The sequence below is a fragment of the Vibrio alginolyticus NBRC 15630 = ATCC 17749 genome, from assembly GCF_000354175.2.
Taxonomy (GTDB): Bacteria; Pseudomonadota; Gammaproteobacteria; order Enterobacterales; family Vibrionaceae; genus Vibrio; species Vibrio alginolyticus.
On record NC_022349.1, the window covers coordinates 3,255,967 to 3,272,940 of the forward strand.

General features: G+C 44.0%; 13 protein-coding genes. 7 read left to right on the plus strand and 6 right to left on the minus strand.

The window, feature by feature from the left end:
- Nucleotides 1-146: 146 nt before the first annotated feature.
- From N646_RS14955 to N646_RS14970, 4 genes are all read left to right on the plus strand, one after another.
- Complete coding sequence (locus N646_RS14955; protein WP_017819947.1) at nt 147-3,524, plus strand: AraC family transcriptional regulator; 3,378 nt, start codon at nt 147-149, stop codon at nt 3,522-3,524.
- Nucleotides 3,525-4,356: 832 nt separating this feature from the next.
- Nucleotides 4,357-4,584, plus strand: coding sequence for a FeoA family protein (locus tag N646_RS14960; RefSeq protein ID WP_005382190.1), 228 nt, complete (start codon nt 4,357-4,359; stop codon nt 4,582-4,584).
- Nucleotides 4,584-6,860, plus strand: a complete 2,277-nt coding sequence (gene feoB, locus N646_RS14965) for a Fe(2+) transporter permease subunit FeoB (protein ID WP_017819946.1) — start codon at nt 4,584-4,586, stop codon at nt 6,858-6,860. Before N646_RS14960 ends, feoB begins: the two co-directional genes overlap by 1 nt.
- Entirely contained in the window at nt 6,857-7,087 is a 231-nt protein-coding gene (locus N646_RS14970; protein WP_005382192.1) for a FeoC-like transcriptional regulator, read from the plus strand. Before feoB ends, N646_RS14970 begins: the two co-directional genes overlap by 4 nt.
- Nucleotides 7,088-7,196: 109 nt before the next feature.
- Here the strand turns inward: N646_RS14970 and N646_RS14975 are convergent, their stop codons facing one another.
- From N646_RS14975 to argS, 3 genes are all read right to left on the minus strand, one after another.
- Entirely contained in the window at nt 7,197-7,718 is a 522-nt protein-coding gene (locus N646_RS14975) for a YqhA family protein (RefSeq protein ID WP_005446434.1), read from the minus strand.
- Nucleotides 7,719-7,868: 150 nt separating this feature from the next.
- Nucleotides 7,869-8,297, minus strand: coding sequence for an HIT family protein (locus tag N646_RS14980; RefSeq protein ID WP_005382194.1), 429 nt, complete (start codon nt 8,295-8,297; stop codon nt 7,869-7,871).
- A 124-nt stretch (nt 8,298-8,421) separates the two neighbouring features.
- Entirely contained in the window at nt 8,422-10,155 is a 1,734-nt protein-coding gene (gene argS, locus N646_RS14985) for an arginine--tRNA ligase (protein WP_005388349.1), read from the minus strand.
- 220 nt (nt 10,156-10,375) lie between these two features.
- On the opposite strand from argS, the gene N646_RS14990 reads away from it, so the two are divergent.
- Nucleotides 10,376-10,972, plus strand: a complete 597-nt coding sequence (locus tag N646_RS14990) for a VOC family protein (RefSeq protein ID WP_017819945.1) — start codon at nt 10,376-10,378, stop codon at nt 10,970-10,972.
- A 72-nt stretch (nt 10,973-11,044) separates the two neighbouring features.
- Here the strand turns inward: N646_RS14990 and N646_RS14995 are convergent, their stop codons facing one another.
- The 3 genes from N646_RS14995 to purU all read right to left on the minus strand — a co-directional run bounded on the left by N646_RS14995 (nt 11,045) and on the right by purU (nt 14,077).
- On the minus strand, nt 11,045-11,413 hold the full coding sequence (locus N646_RS14995) for a hypothetical protein (protein WP_017819944.1): 369 nt from the start codon (nt 11,411-11,413) through the stop codon (nt 11,045-11,047).
- 4 nt (nt 11,414-11,417) lie between these two features.
- A complete protein-coding gene (locus N646_RS15000; RefSeq protein ID WP_005382202.1) occupies nt 11,418-13,037 on the minus strand; it encodes a S1 family peptidase in 1,620 nt (539 codons plus the stop codon).
- Nucleotides 13,038-13,243: 206 nt separating this feature from the next.
- A complete protein-coding gene (gene purU / locus N646_RS15005; RefSeq protein WP_005382206.1) occupies nt 13,244-14,077 on the minus strand; it encodes a formyltetrahydrofolate deformylase in 834 nt (277 codons plus the stop codon).
- A gap of 218 nt (nt 14,078-14,295) precedes the next feature.
- Here purU and N646_RS15010 point away from each other — a divergent pair, with 218 nt between their 5' ends.
- Entirely contained in the window at nt 14,296-16,236 is a 1,941-nt protein-coding gene (locus N646_RS15010; protein WP_005382210.1) for an ATP-dependent DNA helicase, read from the plus strand.
- Between the two features lie 29 nt (nt 16,237-16,265).
- Nucleotides 16,266-16,967 (plus strand): tRNA (adenosine(37)-N6)-threonylcarbamoyltransferase complex dimerization subunit type 1 TsaB, encoded by a 702-nt coding sequence (gene tsaB, locus N646_RS15015; protein ID WP_017819943.1) that lies wholly within the window; start codon nt 16,266-16,268, stop codon nt 16,965-16,967.
- Nucleotides 16,968-16,974: the final 7 nt, after the last annotated feature.

Consider the following 16,974-nt stretch of genomic DNA (forward strand, 5'->3'; position numbering starts at 1 on the left):
ACCTTTGGTAAGGCGAGCCTTTTCTCAGAAAGTAATTGAGATATCATTACCAATAATTATCAGCTCAAAATAACCGTATCAATCCATGTTTTACAAACGATGAACGGTCACTTTCAGAGCACAAATTGATACAAAAGGTTTTCGTCTTGCTACGCCAATTAGCCCTTGCTCTGTTGGGCTTTGTCTTATCCTACCAAGCATTTGCGCTTCATAATGCAAATGCAATCTTTTACCCTTTGCCAACTCAGGCAAAGGGTACTTTTATCGCGGCTAAAAAGTTGTTCTTGGGTGAAAAGGGTGGTTTGTGGATTCATGACGTACACGGGAGAGTCCTGTTTTACGATGGTCAAACTATATTGCCTAAATCAGGTAGCTTCCTACAAACGTCGGCCAAGCAGTTGGCCTATCATAAAGGTGCTTTTTGGACCTTTATTGAAAATGAGGTCTATCGAACTTATCCAAATCAGGAGCGACGTTTAGTCTTTAGTTTAAATCCAGGCTCACAAATAAGAAAAATAGGGTCTTCAAAGAACTATATTTGGGTGAGTGATGGCGCGCATTTCTATACCTACAATATCGACACTAGCGAGTTAAACTCTTTCTCTCTATTGCAGCTCTATCAACATAGTAATAATAGCTACGTTTACATTAATGATGCGGTGCTAGTTGAAACGAAGTGGGCACTAGCAACGACTTCCGGCTTCTATCTTTCTGAAGGTGATAAGTTTGACCATGTCGCTGCCTCAGGTCAAAACTACATTGAGAAAGTCTATTATTCACACACGCGAAGAGAAATTTTGATAGGTACATTGCGTGGCGCTTTAATTTTCAACATTTACCAGCCTGATAAAGAAGTGATTAGAATTGGCGGCTCACATGTTTTGACATTCGCAGAGACAAATCAAGAGTATTGGGTGGGGACAGAGCATGGCCTTTATTTGTACTCATTTTTTTCAGGTGAGGTCACCGAAGTCGCGCCTGCAAGTTTTCTTGAGTTAGAGTTAGATAACACGAAGATTTATTCGTTGTTGAGTGACAATATGGGAGGGATGTGGATTGCGACTAACCAAGGTATTCGTTATTACTCGCTATTTAGTAAAAAATTTGAACGAGTGACCTTTAGTAGTTATGACTCACACACCCTATCAGGACGAATTCGGCAAACTATTGAAGGTCCTGATGGTGCGCTTTGGTTTGCTGATGACCGAAAGATTTATCGTTCAGGAAAGAGTGGGATTAACCAAGTCTTAGAGTTGGAGTCGCAGATCAATGAATTTGCGTTTCAAAACGGCATGCTTTGGCTTGCAACCTCAAAAGGGCTGGAAATATTTGAGCTAAATGGTCTCAACAAGATTACATTTCCTTATTTACAGGTTATGGCCGGACATGCCGTAGAGCATGTGACCGTTGATGGTGATGACCGTCTTTGGGTATCAAGCGGATACCATCTTTACAATGTTGATACTGCTGCACAAAGCGTACGAAACTTTGGAAGTGAGTGGCTAGTAAGTCAGTATTTGCCTGCTAAGGTTACGCGCCTATATGATACTGAAGATGCCCTATTAATAGGCACCGATCATGGCGTATACCAATACAGTAATGACAACATCCAGTTTATCCGTTTTTCAGAAAAGTTTGGTGAATCATTAGACATGACCACGGCGGTTGATGGCAGCCAGTGGTTTGCTTCATCTTATGGTGTGTTTAAAACTGATACACGAAGCGATGAAAAACGTGTTGTTGAAATGAGTGAGCCCAACGCCAGACCTGCTTGCTTGATCAGAGACAGGCAAGGTATATGGTTAGCTTCCTCTGTCGGTTTAAGCTATTACCACCTTTCGGGTGAGTTAGTGAAACATTACTCATCGTCATCAGGCTTAATGAACAATGAGTTCCTCCCTGGTATTTGTAGCGTTATACAGCAGACAGAAATTGGTGAGCGAGAGCTTGTTCTGGGGTCGAAGTACGGACTCGTAAAAGCAGAAGCATCCAAGCTGCTTGTATCTAATCCCCCAGAGTCTAAGTTTATTGTTAGCCAAGTTGTGCTTGAAAATGAAGTTCTGCAAGTTGGTAGTGCCGATCTGAATGGGATCACACTGCCATATGGATCTTCGCTGAGTTTTTTATTCGGTGTGATGCCAAAACCAGACAGTCAAAATTTGTACTATCGATTGAACAACGATGACCCATGGCAAACGTTAGAGGGGGGCCAACTGACACTCGAGCACCTTAGTTCCGGTGAATATCACTTGCAGGTCAGTAATGAGTCTCAAGTTGCCACTGGAGTCGTTGGTTTAGAATCTCACTTTATCGTCCTTCATCCTTGGTATCTATCGCGATTTGCTATTTTAGGCTTTGTCGTAGCTAGTATTGCGGTCGTCGCATTACTTGTTTTCTGGCGCTCTCGCTACGTTGTACAGGCTAACCGTGATCTAGCAGCTCAAGTGACTCTCAAAACGAATCAGTTAAGACATCAAAGTAGAGTGTTGCTTACGAGCAACCAGCAATTACGTAAACAGATTCAAGTTAGAAACCTACTCGTAGACCATGTAGCTCTATCCATAAAATCAAGCGTCGACTTTATTGTGGCGAAACTACCTATGCCTCTCGATACTGCGACGGAGGATCATTTGGCTAAAACGAATTGGCAGTTAAATGAACTCAAAAGTGTTCCAAGTGATGTAAGTGGTGGGAGTCAGAACTACAACTTGAGTCAGATAACTCAGTCAGTGGTTGATGTATGGCAAGATGACTTTGCAAAAGCGGGTATTTTGGTAGAGCTAGAAGATGAGAGCAAGCAGAGCCGGGTTGCTCTGGAAAGTTTTAATCTTGATGTTATTTTCAATAGCATTTTTGCCAATATCATCAAGCGCTCTTTCCGAGGTCAAACGGTTAGAATTATGCTAGAAGAGGGACATGATATTGTGTCATTGAGCTTTCTTGATTACGGGACGCAATTACCTAATAAAGTCGCGACTGGGCTTCCATCTAACTTAAATCACTCTGAGTTGAGTATTGACCACCTTGCCCAACTAGTGACAACGAGTGGTGGTTATTTGGCTGTCTTCTCTTCTGATGCTCAAAACAAAGTCGAGATTACATGGCCATCTGCGAAGGAAAGGAGTTATCTGGATGAACCGCAGCAAGAACTCAATCCTGTAACTATTGCAGAAGATCAAGTCACACCAGAGAAAGAGTGGTTGCAAAAAGTCTATCAATTAGTGGCAGAGCATTACCATGATCCTGAATTTGGCACTGCGTCAGCCGCTAAAATGCTGTATATGTCTGAACGCTCTTTGCAGAGACGTTTTAAATCTGCCTCGTCAAGAACGTTAAAAGACTATGTCACAGAGGTTCGTTTGGAAACGGCGTGTGAAAAGTTATTGGCGGGTGAGAAAATCAGTGAAGTCGCCTTTAACTGTGGCTTTAATGATCCATCTTACTTTAGCCAAAAGTTTAAGCTGCATTTTGGTTTGCCCCCTTCCAAGTTTGCTTTGACTCAAGAAAGCCAAGAAATTAACTAGAAAACCTTCATTATACGCTCCCTAGTTAATAGTTAAGATGCTGGGGAGCTGCATACAGTGCTCTATTATTGCTGCAGTTGCTAACGCAGTAAGTTTCATTGTTTCTTCATCACATCTAGCCTACAAATCCATTCTCAACACGTAAGCACGATCACGTTCTATCTGTTAGTCGCGATGTTCATAGCAATAAGCATAAATGGCTTCAAGAGAATGATTTACTGATAGTTGCAACAAATAAATGACAGTTGTATTGCTGTATCAAAAGAGCGTTGTTCATTTGGGTGAATGATGGCATGCGACATTCGTGAAAACGAAAACTGTGTTGAAAAGATGGATAAGGTAAAGAAGTTTTGAAAGAGGTGAAAAAAATATCGTGGTATAGCCGGGGGGACTATACCACGGGTGTCAAGGACACCTTCGCTTGCTGCCGGAGTGACATGTTGCCATGCCACCTCTGGAATTTATTAGAGAGGTTGCCCTCTCGATGGAGTAACTATACGAGAGGTTACTTATTTTTCTTATAAAAATAACGCCATGTTTATATGAGAAAAGCGACAACGTTTTGTTTTTTAATTAACCCACTGTTTTAATTTGCATTTTTTGTTTTCTATCTTGGTTTGTGACATTTTTGTTTCGTTAGGTGTCATTTTTAATTGTTAATTTTGACGTAAATAACGAGAGGAAATTTACGAAGTTAACGTTTGAAAGCGTGAAAACATTTACGGAATCTTTGATTTCACACAAGGATTGAAGGGGTATAGGGGAGTAATATTGGCAACCTAAACTTATTAAATAATAATATTTCTCATTAGCAATACTCTTAAGGGCCACTATGAAGTTATCAGAGATTAATCCTGGCGATACGGTGACGATTCGGTTGTTAGATGGTCTTTCATCAGATATCAGAAAGAAACTCATGGTAATGGGGCTGCTTCCCAATACAGAAGTCAAAGTGATTCGACGTGCGCCAATGGGCGATCCTTTACAAGTCGAAGTCCGTGGTGTGTCTGTCGCATTGCGAGAAACAATTGCTCAGAAAATTGAAGTGGAGCGAGTGTAATGCAATATCAAGTGCTAACCGTAGGTAACCCTAATAGTGGTAAAACGACGCTATTTAATGGTTTAACTGGCGCAAAACAGCAAGTTGGTAACTGGGCAGGCGTCACGGTTGAAAAGAAAACGGGACAATTCAAGCATGCTGGGGATGAGTTTTTGCTCACTGACCTTCCGGGTATTTACTCATTAGACAGTGGTAATGATAGTAATAGTATTGATGAATCCATCGCATCGCGTGCGGTTCTAACTCATCCTGCTGATCTCATTATTAACGTGGTGGATGCTACAAGTTTAGAGCGCAGCTTATATATGACGCTGCAACTTCGCGAACTTGGTCGCCCTATGATTGTTGTCCTCAACAAGATGGATGCGCTAAAGCGTGAACGTCAGATGATTAACGTTGCAGAGCTTGAGAAAACGTTAGGTTGTCCGGTTGTCAGTTTATCTGCAACCAATAAAACTCAAGTGGCAGAGTTTAAAGAAAAGCTTCATAAATCCATCGTTCAAGGAGTGCCACTTAAAGAATTGTCTTTGCATTACGGTGAGAAGATGGAGTCGGCAATTCAAACGGTTTCCGCACTTTTTAACGACCAAAACGTCGCTCATCGTGCACTAGCGATTCGTGCGCTTGAAAAAGACACAATGGTGCTCAATAGTCTTTCTGATATTGATAGAAGCAAAGTCTTGGAAGTCATTACGACGTTAGATTTGGATATCGATTTGCATGTCGCGGATACTAAGTACACGCATCTGCATGAACAGTGTAAAAAAGTTCGCCGAAGCGAAGGCAAGTTAAGTCGTAGTGTGACTGAAAGACTCGACCAGTTTATTTTGAACAAGTGGATTGGAATTCCTTTCTTCTTTGTTGTTATGTACCTGATGTTTATGTTCTCGATTAACATCGGTAGTGCATTTATCGACTTTTTTGACATTGGTGCGGGCGCATTGTTGGTTGATGGTGGACATCACTTGTTAGATGGTCACCTACCTGTTTGGCTGGTTACGGTGATTGCTGATGGTTTAGGCGGCGGTATTCAAACGGTTGCTACCTTCATTCCGGTTATCGCGTGTTTGTACCTGTTCCTAGCGGTACTTGAGAGCTCAGGTTACATGGCTCGTGCTGCGTTCGTGCTCGATAAAGTCATGCAGAAAATCGGCCTACCGGGCAAAGCATTTGTACCGTTGGTTCTTGGTTTTGGCTGTAACGTACCATCAATCATGGCGACTCGTACTCTAGACCAAGAACGTGAGCGTAAACTGGCTGCATCTATGGCGCCATTTATGTCATGTGGTGCTCGTCTGCCTGTATACGCGCTATTCGCTGCGGCATTCTTCCCAGGTTCTGGCCAGAACATTGTATTCGCACTTTACCTACTTGGTATTGTGGCAGCGATCTTCACAGGTCTTTTCCTTAAGCACACGCTTTACCCAGGTAGCAGCGATAGCCTAGTGATGGAAATGCCAGATTACGAGCTTCCGACGCTACAAAACGTGGTGATCAAAACTTGGCAAAAGCTAAAGCGCTTTGTACTTGGTGCAGGTAAAACCATCGTTATCGTTGTTGCTATTCTGAGTTTCTTCAACTCATTGGGTACTGATGGCAGTTTTGGTAATGAAGACAGCGAAAACTCGGTGCTTTCTAAAGCTGCGCAAGTTGTAACTCCAGTATTCGCGCCAATCGGTGTTCAAGAAGATAACTGGCCAGCGACGGTTGGTATCATTACCGGTATCTTCGCAAAAGAGGCGGTAGTTGGTACGCTTAACAGTCTATACACCACGCCAAGTGACGGTGAAGACGCAGAATTTGATCTAATGGGCAGCCTAGAAGAGGCAGTAATGAGTATCCCTGAAAACTTAGCCGGTTTGAGCTACTCAGATCCACTAGGCATTGAAGTGGGTGACTTAACTGACTCAAATGCCGTTGCCGAAGAACAAGAAGTCGATGCTTCTATCTTCGGTAACATTAAATCGCAGTTTGCTTCTGGCAATGCCGCATTTGCTTACCTAATCTTTATCCTACTGTACACTCCTTGTGTGGCGGCGATGGGTGCTTACGTACGTGAGTTTGGTCATAAGTTCGCACGCTTTATCGCGGTTTGGACAATGGGCTTGGCTTACCTATGTGCGACGTTCTACAACCAATTGACGCATTTCGCAGATAGCCCAGTGACAAGTGGTATTTGGATGGCTGTGATCGTTGCTATCTTCTTTGGTACCTACCGCGTGTTCAAACAAGTTGGTAAGAAACAAAACGGTGCATTAGAGGCGCAAGTAGCATGATTTTAAAAGAGCTTTATCAATACATTGCAGACAAAGGAACCGTCTCCCAGTCAGATCTGGCTAAACAGTTTGGGATGAGTGAAGATGGCGCCGACGCGATGTTAAACGTGTGGATTAAGAAGGGCAAAATTAGCCGCCTAGTCGACACTAATAAAGCTCATGACGTGACTCGTGTTCGCTACTCAGTGACTAAACAAGATGGTTTGTCTTTGACAGTCACCATGTAGCGATTGTCAAAATTAGTCACCTAAAAAGTTATTACGTAAAAACGACAAAGCCGCATCAGCAATGATGCGGCTTTTCTTTTGCTGGTTATTGTTTGTGAATACAGCGAAATTAATGCTCTTCAGAGTGTTTAGTCGCGCCTAACCCTAGGAACTTCAAACCAAGACTTAAAACTAAAATCGAAATAGGTAATGTTAAGATCGTCCAATCTAAGCTGTCGAAGTTAATCAGCACGAGCTCTAAGAACTTCACAAACAAGATCACGATGATGACTTCAGCCAAAATGTTTTTTAGGTGGCCGATGTTTGGGGTTCTGATCCAATGCAAAACCGACGGTTCTTGTGTTTTCGCTTTAGCTTTGTTGGAAATAAACAGTGTGTAGATGCCGTGAGCAAAGATGAACAAAACTAGTGCGACAAGAAACGTATCCAGTGACTTGATCAAATATGCGATCGCGATGTCTGCTTTATCTAAATGTGCGAGTGCTTCTGGAGGTGTTTGATTAAGAATGAAGACCGCAAATGCCGAATAGGTTTTTGCTGCGCCCATAAGAAAAAGCAAGAATGAAGCAGCCATAGAACAGATAATGGCGATCCAGCTGACGTATCGGAATGTGTTGAAGACTTGTTTCATGATGACCCTCTCTAACTGAGCTGGTAGTCTAAACAAGTTTTATTTTAGTGATAATCCCAGAAAAATGAGAAAGATTGTTACAAATACGTATTAATCTTTCTCTGTCTATTTCAGCCGTATTCAAAGGCGAATTATTTTCGCTAGCAGTGCTTATGCTTTTTGGAAAATAGAGCTCAGTGACAGCACATTTTTAATGCGACCAAGCAATTCGTTTTGCTCTTCTTCTGTACGGAATTCACCTTTGGTGTTCCCCCAAACCGGTCCCGGCCATGCTACGTCATCTTTGAAGCGAGCAATATGGTGAATGTGCAGCTGTGGCACCATATTACCTAGCGCACCAAGGTTTAGCTTGTCTGGACGGAATGTTGCTTCCAGTGCTTGGCTTACCGCTTGAGACTCTAGCAAAAACTGTTGCTGTTCTTGCATTGGCAAGTGGTGAAGCTCTTTTAGGTTTGCACGTTTAGGGACCAAGATAACCCATGGCACGGCGTTATCTTTATGCAGAAGCGCCACACACAGTGGGAAGTGGCCGATAACGGTGGTGTCTTTTGCCAGTTGAGGGTGCAGTTCAAAACTCATTATGTTGTCCGATTTGAATTGAATGACATCAGTATACGCCAGATAAAACAAAAGGTTGACGCTTTCACGTCAACCTTTGTCATCATTTAGCTTGTGCTACTTAAGCTACCTACGTAAAAGCGGATTACATACGCTCTAGAGTATCAATACCTAGTAGAGACAGACCTTGCTTGATGGTCTTCGCTGTTAGCGCTGCTAGTTTCAGGCGGCTTTGTTTCACTGCTTCGTCTTCAGCAACTAGGATAGGGCATGCTTCGTAGAAGCTAGAGAACTGACCTGCTAGTTCGAATAGGTAGCTACACATGATGTGTGGTTGGCCTTCGCGAGCGACAGATTGAACCGCTTCTTCGAACTGCATAAGCTTAGCAATAAGTGCTTTCTCTTTCTCATCAGTGATTTTGATGTCACCTTGGAGAGCGTCCATAGCAACACCAGCTTTAGCGAAAATAGAAGCTACGCGAGTGTATGCATATTGCATGTATGGTGCTGTGTTACCTTCAAACGCTAACATGTTGTCCCAATCGAACACGTAGTCAGTCGTACGGTGTTTAGATAAGTCAGAGTATTTAACCGCTGCCATTGCAACTGTTTTAGAGATCTTCTCTTTTTCTTCCGCATCTAGTTCAGGGTTTTTAGATTCGATCAGCTGTGCTGCACGAACTTCTGCTTCATCTAGAAGGTCGGCAAGACGAACCGTACCGCCCGCACGAGTCTTGAATGGCTTACCATCTTTACCAAGCATCATGCCGAACGCGTGGTGCTCAAGAGATACTGACTCAGGTACGTAGCCTGCTTTACGAACAATTGTCCAAGCTTGCATTAGGTGCTGGTGTTGACGTGAGTCGATGAAGTAAAGCACACGGTCTGCGCTTAGCTCTTCATAACGATATTTTGCACATGCGATGTCTGTTGTTGTGTATAGGAAACCGCCATCGCGTTTTTGAACGATAACGCCCATTGGTTCGCCATCTTTGTTCTTGTATTCATCTAGGAATACAACTTGCGCGCCATCATCTTCAACGGCAAGACCTTGTTCTTTTAGGTCTGCAACGATCTTAGGAAGCATGTCGTTGTACATGCTCTCGCCCATCACGTCGTCACGAGTCAGTGACACGTTTAGACGGTCGTAGTTGCGCTGGTTTTGGATCATGGTTACATCAACGAGTTTTTTCCACATTTCTGCACAGTACTCGTCACCGCTTTGCAGTTTCACAACGTAGTTTCGCGCCTTTACTGCGAAGTCTTCATCTTCGTCGTACAGTTTTTTCGATTCGCGGTAGAAGCCTTCAAGGTCCGCAAGTTCCATAGAAACTTCGCCAGACTCTTGTTGTACACGCTCAAGGTTTGCGATAAGCATACCGAACTGAGTACCCCAGTCGCCGATGTGGTTCGCACGGATCACTTTGTGACCTAGGAACTCAAGAGTACGTACTACCGCATCACCGATGATGGTTGAACGTAGGTGACCAACGTGCATTTCTTTAGCAACGTTTGGTGCAGAGTAGTCAGCAACGATAGTTTGAGCTTCGTCTGCTGCAACGCCAAGACGTGAGTCAGCCAGTGCTGCTTCCGCTTGTTTTGCTAGGAACTCTTCGCTTAGGAAAATGTTGATGAAACCAGGACCAGCGATTTCTGTCTTGCTTGCAATACCATCTAGGTCTAGAACATCCAGTACTTTCTGTGCAAATTCTCGTGGGTTAGTACCCAGTTTTTTAGCAACGCCCATTACGCCGTTTGCTTGGTAGTCACCAAATTGTGGCTTTGCTGATTGGCGTACTGCCGCAGGACTGCCTGCAGGTGCGCCAGCGGCTTCTAGAGCCTGAGATACTTTGTCATTAATAAGTGCTTGGATATTCACACGCGTTTCCTTCAATTCAAGGACGAAGAACTCGGCGAAGTAAGTGCCGAGTTCTGTTGGAGTTCACAAAAATGGGGCTAATGATAACAACTTTATTGCTTTTCATACAGAGAGGAATTGGGGAAATTTATACTTTTTCGATTGAATGGAAATGTGGTTTGGTTTGCGTTTACTATTGCGCTCAGAGTAATGAGATAAATCGCCCCATAAGAGAGCCACAATGACGACTCAACTAGTTGAAAAACGCCTAGCGCCTAAATTGATGATCCAAGATCTGGATGCATTTATGGCGAAGATTGAAGAGCTTGCATCCCTGTTAAAACTGGATCTGAGCTTTGCTCAAGCTGACCATATTGCGCTGCGAATTAATGATACTGAAACAGCAAAAGCCGCGCATGAAGCATGGAATCAATACGGTAAGGTGATTTCACAAGCGAAAATCAACGGTCGCCCAATCATCGTTATCGAATTCGATAAAGCGTTGGAAAGCCGTGGTTGGAAGATTGAGTGTCTGGAACTGCCATACCCTGCGGAAGGCAAAATCTACCCAAATGAAAGCTGGGAACATGTGGAGTTTGTGATTCCGTCTCATGCCGAAACTGCAGACGAGTTTCTTGCTGATTTGAAACACACTTACCCAGCGTTTGGCGCGCGTTTTAATGAGTTGGAAGAGCTGGGTGTGAAGATCAAACTGTCGAGCCCGAAAGGGGATGGCGAACGCTTGAATAACCCAACAGTGGCGTTTAAGTACCAAGGCATTTGTATCAAACTGCACCCGCATTCACTTAAGCGTATTGTGGAGTCTGAGCAGGCGTAAAACGCTAGGGTGAGAATTGCTGAGTTGCGATAGGCAAAAAGGGAGCCGAGGCTCCCTTTCGTAAGCGAATCACTATTTAGCCAGTGACTTGCTTTTTGGGTTGGTAATGGAAAGTTTTTTGCCTTTCAACTCTTCATCTAAAGGCAGTGTAAAAGTTTTGGCAAACGGCATTCGTTTACAATGATCCGCCTTGTCTCTAACGATAGTAATAAGAGCTTCTGTCTGTGAGCTTTGCTCTATTTTTAGGCTAAAGTCCTCGTTTTCACTGCAGCCGTTAGACTCTGTGATAAATGAAATTTGACTCTCACTTGTCCTATAAGTCTCTACCATCATTGCTTGGTGCTCAGACGTCTGGTTTGTTTGCAGTCCTGCGTTTGCTGAACATGCAGTTAAACTGATAGTGCCCAAACCAAGTAGGAATATCTTGAGTCTATGTTTCATCTCGTTACCTTTTTTTGCGTCGTACGAATGAACCTGCAGCCATTAACACCAGTAGGCCAATAGATAAACTGCCGCCTGAACTAGACTTTTTATTAACGTCGTTACCAGCATCGCCCGTATTATCTGTGCTGACTGACATATTTATGTTGCGAACAAATGCTTGCGCGCTGTAAATGCCACTTGAAAACGGGTGTTGGACGTATTCAAACGTTATCGTATTAGATGCTTTGTAAAGATCGATCTGGATCTCTTTATAATCGAGGAGTTGGTTGGTGCTATCGTAAATTTCACCATTAACTAAGATGAACAAGTAATCAAAACCATCGGACATTACTTTGAGATCCATGGTAAGTTTGCCCTTCGGAAGATCGGTCAAAACCAGCTCAGATACACCAGGATAAGCTCCCATATCCGCTGATTGCAGTTCACCATTTTCAGCCGTCCAAGCGTTTTGACCGGTATAAACATTTGCGTCTGCTAGCGGAATGGCATTACGCACTGATCTGCTTGCTTTATCTACACCTGAATACTCGAAAGTTGTTGTGAGTCTGGACAGTTTCGGATGATCGGTAAAGAGCTCTATCGTTGTTTCTGATCCCGAATAGCTAGGTTGGTAGCCGACGGTAATTTGACAGCTTTGCGAAGGCTTTAAGGTACCAGTACAAGTGCTTTTCTCGATGGTACTTCCGTATGATATTGTGCTTTGGTAGATGTTGAATGGGATAGTATCGTCATTACGAATAGTAAAGGTCTCTTGCTGCGCTTTTCGCTCAACGAAACGAAGATCTCGGTACTTAGTGAAGCTGATAGTATTGCGATGGCTATCTATCCATCCATTGTGTTGAAAATGAGCGACGTTGGCGTAAACACCATAAGCGTTTGGTTGAGCACATCCATCCCCCCAGCTGACCACGCCTAGCAATTTGTTGATACCGTTATCATCAACGATGAGTGGACCGCCGCTATCTCCTTGGCAGCTATCTTTACCTCCCCAATAGTATCCGGCGCAAATACCGTCATCTGATACATTAGAGTAGTTTCCTGGTAGGTTTTGGCAGGTAGCTCGATCTACGTATTCCAAATCTACTTGTTGTAAAACGGTTGGGTATATTCGGTCTGTCGTGGACGTATTTCCCCATCCAGCCACGTGCAACTTGTCTCCTACGCGTACGCTATCTAAAAGTTCTGGCGTTGCCAGGTCAATAGTTGCGCTATCGATATTGCGTTCTAATTCAATAAGAGCGATGTCATTGTTCGTTGTTATGTTGTTATATTCATCATGTGAATAGATATTTTTAATGGCGATGCGCTGTGCTTGAGACTCTCTGTTTTTGTCATAAAGACCAAGAACGATATCCAGATCGTCCGCATTAAGACCTTCCACACAGTGCGCAGCAGTTAATACGTATTTTCCACCTAGGAAACTGCCACCACAAAAGTGACCAATAGATGTAGGTTGTCCTTTACGTACCAGTGAAGCAATAAATTTCCAGTCGGAAGTGTTGGCAGGTTCGCCGCCGATAATGCGAGTGGATACATCATTCTGAACAGGCTCAAGAGTATCTGCGATTGTGGTTGCTGGTAAAGTCAGCCCAATCAGAAAAGCCACTAACGTTTTTTTCATTTTAATTCCGTAATATTAACGTGGTTTATTATAAGGAGGGCAAATGATAAACGGAATCATTCTCTCAGTAAATAGTTGTGGAGAAATGAAAAATTATAACGTATCGGTTTAACTTTGATGGTTAGAATTGGAGGGGGGATCTTCTGAAAAGATGAAACCCGCCAAGTTGGACGGGTTTCACTATCGTTGTAACTAGTACGGAGGGATTACAGGATCACTGTCTTATTCCCATAAACAAAGACGTGGTCATTGATCACTTTATTCAAAGCCTTACTCAATACGTTCTTCTCTACATCGCGTCCCGCTTGCGCCATATCTTGGGCATTGAATGTATGGTCGACAGGAATTACGTCTTGCTTGATGATCGGCCCTTCATCTAAATCATTAGTCACGAAGTGTGCTGTTGCACCGATGATTTTCACACCGCGATCGTAAGCTTGTTGATATGGCTTCGCGCCAATAAAAGCAGGTAAGAAGCTGTGATGAATATTAATGATTTTGTGGTGATATTTCTCAACAAACGTCGGCGTCAATACGCGCATGTATTTAGCTAGCACCAAAAAGTCAGCATCGTATTGATCGATCACTTCTAGCATCTTCTGCTCGTGTTCTTCACGGCTAAGGTTTTCATGGGTCACGTGGTGGTAAGGAATGTCGAAGCGTTCAGTGAGAGTTTGCAGTTTGTCGTAATTCCCCACCACAGCGGCGATCTCAACATCTAGGCTTCCATCGTAGGTTTTCATCAGAATATCGCCTAAACAATGCGCTTCTTTTGTGACGAGAATGACGATGCGCTTACGGCGAGAGCCAACCAATTTACGCTTAGCACCTTGCGGGAGAGCTTGGTCCAAGTCGGCAAGAAACGTTTGATCGTTGAAGTACCCCTCCAACTCCGTTCTCATGAAAAAGTGGCCACTGGTATTATCAACAAATTCGTTATTGTGAACGATGTTGAGTTGGTGCTTGTAACAGATATTAGTAATTTTCGAGATGAGACCCGGGGCGTCAGAACAGTGGGTCAACAGTGTTTTCTTTTCCATAAATCAGGTACTTCCATGCATTAATATTTTAGCGTACGAATTTGTTATTATTCCCTGGCGGGTGTAACTGTACTGCCATGTTTCACCATAAATAATCTATTCTTACGTTGGTTTCAACAAAATATCCGCGTGTCGCCGCAAGCTGGTCAGATTGTGGGCTGATGTCACTCCTATTCCTCTGATATACTCTCGATAATTTTTCAAACTCAATACCAAGCATGATCGCAAAAACTTTTTCCTCTGATGGCGCGTTAGGTAAGGCCATTCCTGGCTTTCAAGCTCGTCAGCCACAAATCGATATGGCGGAAGCCGTCAGCAGTGCGATCAAAGATCAAACCCAGTTGGTGGTGGAGGCAGGAACCGGAACCGGTAAGACCTTCGCATACCTAGTCCCTGCGCTGTTGAGCGGTAAAAAAGTGATCATCAGTACAGGCTCGAAAAACTTGCAAGAGCAGTTGTACCATCGTGACTTACCGCTCATGGTCAATGCGCTTGGTTTTTATGGCCAAGTGGCGTTATTAAAAGGGCGTTCTAATTATCTGTGTTTGGATCGTTTGAGCCGCCAAATGGTCGAAAGCCACACTAATGAATCTGACCCGACATTATTAACTCAACTTGTTAAAGTGCGTGCTTGGTCATCAGAAACCAAAACAGGTGACCTTGGGGATTGTGATGATCTACCAGAAGACAGCATGATCATTCCGACCATCACCTCAACCAATGATAACTGTTTAGGTAAAGAATGTCCGAGCTACACTGATTGCTTTGTATTGAAAGCGCGTAAGCGAGCCATGGATTCCGACATTGTTGTAGTGAACCATCACTTGTTTCTTGCTGATTTAGCGATCAAAGAAACAGGATTCGGTGAACTGATTCCAGAAGCCGATGTGTTTATTTTTGATGAAGCTCATCAGTTGCCAGATATTGCGAGCGAATATTTCGGCCAGTCAGTTTCAAGCCGCCAAATTCACGATCTTGCCAAAGACATTGAAATAGCCTATCGCACCGAAGCCAAAGATATGCGTCAATTGCAAAAAGTGGGCGACAAACTCATGCAAAGCGCAATGGACATGCGGATTGTATTGGGTGAGCCAGGCTTTCGTGGCAACTGGCGTGAGGCGTTGCAATCAGGTTCTATTAAGCGAGAATTATTGCGCTTAACTGACAGCCTCGAATTGGCGATTGATGTACTCAAAATAGCCTTAGGGCGCAGTCAATTACTGGATACCGCCTTTGAACGAGCAAATTTGATCAAAGGCCGTATCGACCGGGTATGTGATGTCGATATTACCGGTTACTCATACTGGTACGATACCTCGCCTCGTCATTTCGCTCTGCACATTACGCCTCTTTCTGTCGCGGACAAGTTCCATGAGCAAATAGAGATTAAACAAGGCGCTTGGATTTTCACGTCAGCAACCCTAGCCGTATCGGGCGATTTCAAGCACTTTACTGAGCGCCTTGGCCTCAAGCCTACAAAGCAATTTTCTCTGCCGTCCCCCTTTGATTATCAAAAGCAAGCGCGCCTTTGTGTGCCAAGGTATTTGCCAGAGCCAAACAGTAACGGCTTAGCGGATAAGTTAGTCCGAATGCTTGCTCCGGTGATTGAAGAAAATGATGGTCGCTGCTTCTTTTTATGTACCTCGCACAGCATGATGCGTGAACTAGGTGAGAAGTTCCGAGAAGTACTTGAGCTGCCTGTGTTAATGCAAGGGGAGATGAGTAAGCAGAAAACCTTGGCGGAGTTTATGGAACTGGGTAACGCTTTACTCGTGGCGACGGGCGCTTTCTGGGAAGGGATTGATGTTAGAGGTGATGCGCTGAGCTGTGTTATTATCGACAAATTACCGTTTACCGCCCCTGACGATCCGTTACTCAAAGCCCGTATCGAGGATTGTCGATTACGTGGCGGTGAACCATTTGCTGAAGTACAAATCCCGGATGCAGTGATTACGTTAAAGCAGGGAGTCGGGCGATTAATTCGAGATCAGAAGGATCACGGTGCGTTGATCATTTGTGATAATCGCCTCGTCACGCGAGACTATGGTGGTATTTTCCTCGGAAGTCTACCACCTATCCCAAGGACGCGAGACTTAGATGGAATCAAAGCATTCCTGAAAGCAGAACAATCTGTCACAGACGCAAGTGCTGAGGCATAACCCAATAAATGAGAGTTGTAGAGAGTTAAATGAGCGCAAAAATTCTTGCTATCGATACAGCGACTGAAAACTGTTCAGTTGCGTTGTTGGCTAATGATCAAGTGATTTCACGTAGCGCGGTTGCACCACGCGATCACACCAAAAAAGTACTGCCAATGGTTGATGAAGTACTCAAAGAAGCTGGCCTGACTCTACAAGAGCTGGATGCGTTAGCGTTTGGACGTGGTCCAGGTAGCTTTACTGGCGTTCGTATCGGTATTGGTATCGCACAAGGTTTGGCGTTCGGTGCTGACTTACCTATGATCGGCGTTTCAACGCTGGCTGCAATGGCTCAAGGTAGCTATCGCTTACATGGTGTGACCGATGTCGCTGTGGCTATTGACGCACGTATGGGTGAAGTTTACTGGGCACGTTACACTCGCCAAGCAAACGGTGAGTGGGCAGAGATGGATGCAGAGTGCGTAATTCCACCAGCACGTCTCGTTGAAGAAGCACAAGCAGACGACAAAACGTGGACGACAGCAGGTACTGGTTGGGATGCTTACCAAGAAGTATTAGCAGACCTACCGTTTAATTTGACGCATAGTGACGTTCTGTACCCTGATTCACAAGACATCGTGATTCTTGCTGAACAAGAATTTAAAAAGGGTAATACCGTGCCGGTCGAAGATTCGAGCCCTGTTTATTTACGTGATAATGTGACATGGAAAAAACTTCCTGGTCGCGAATAGTCCGTTT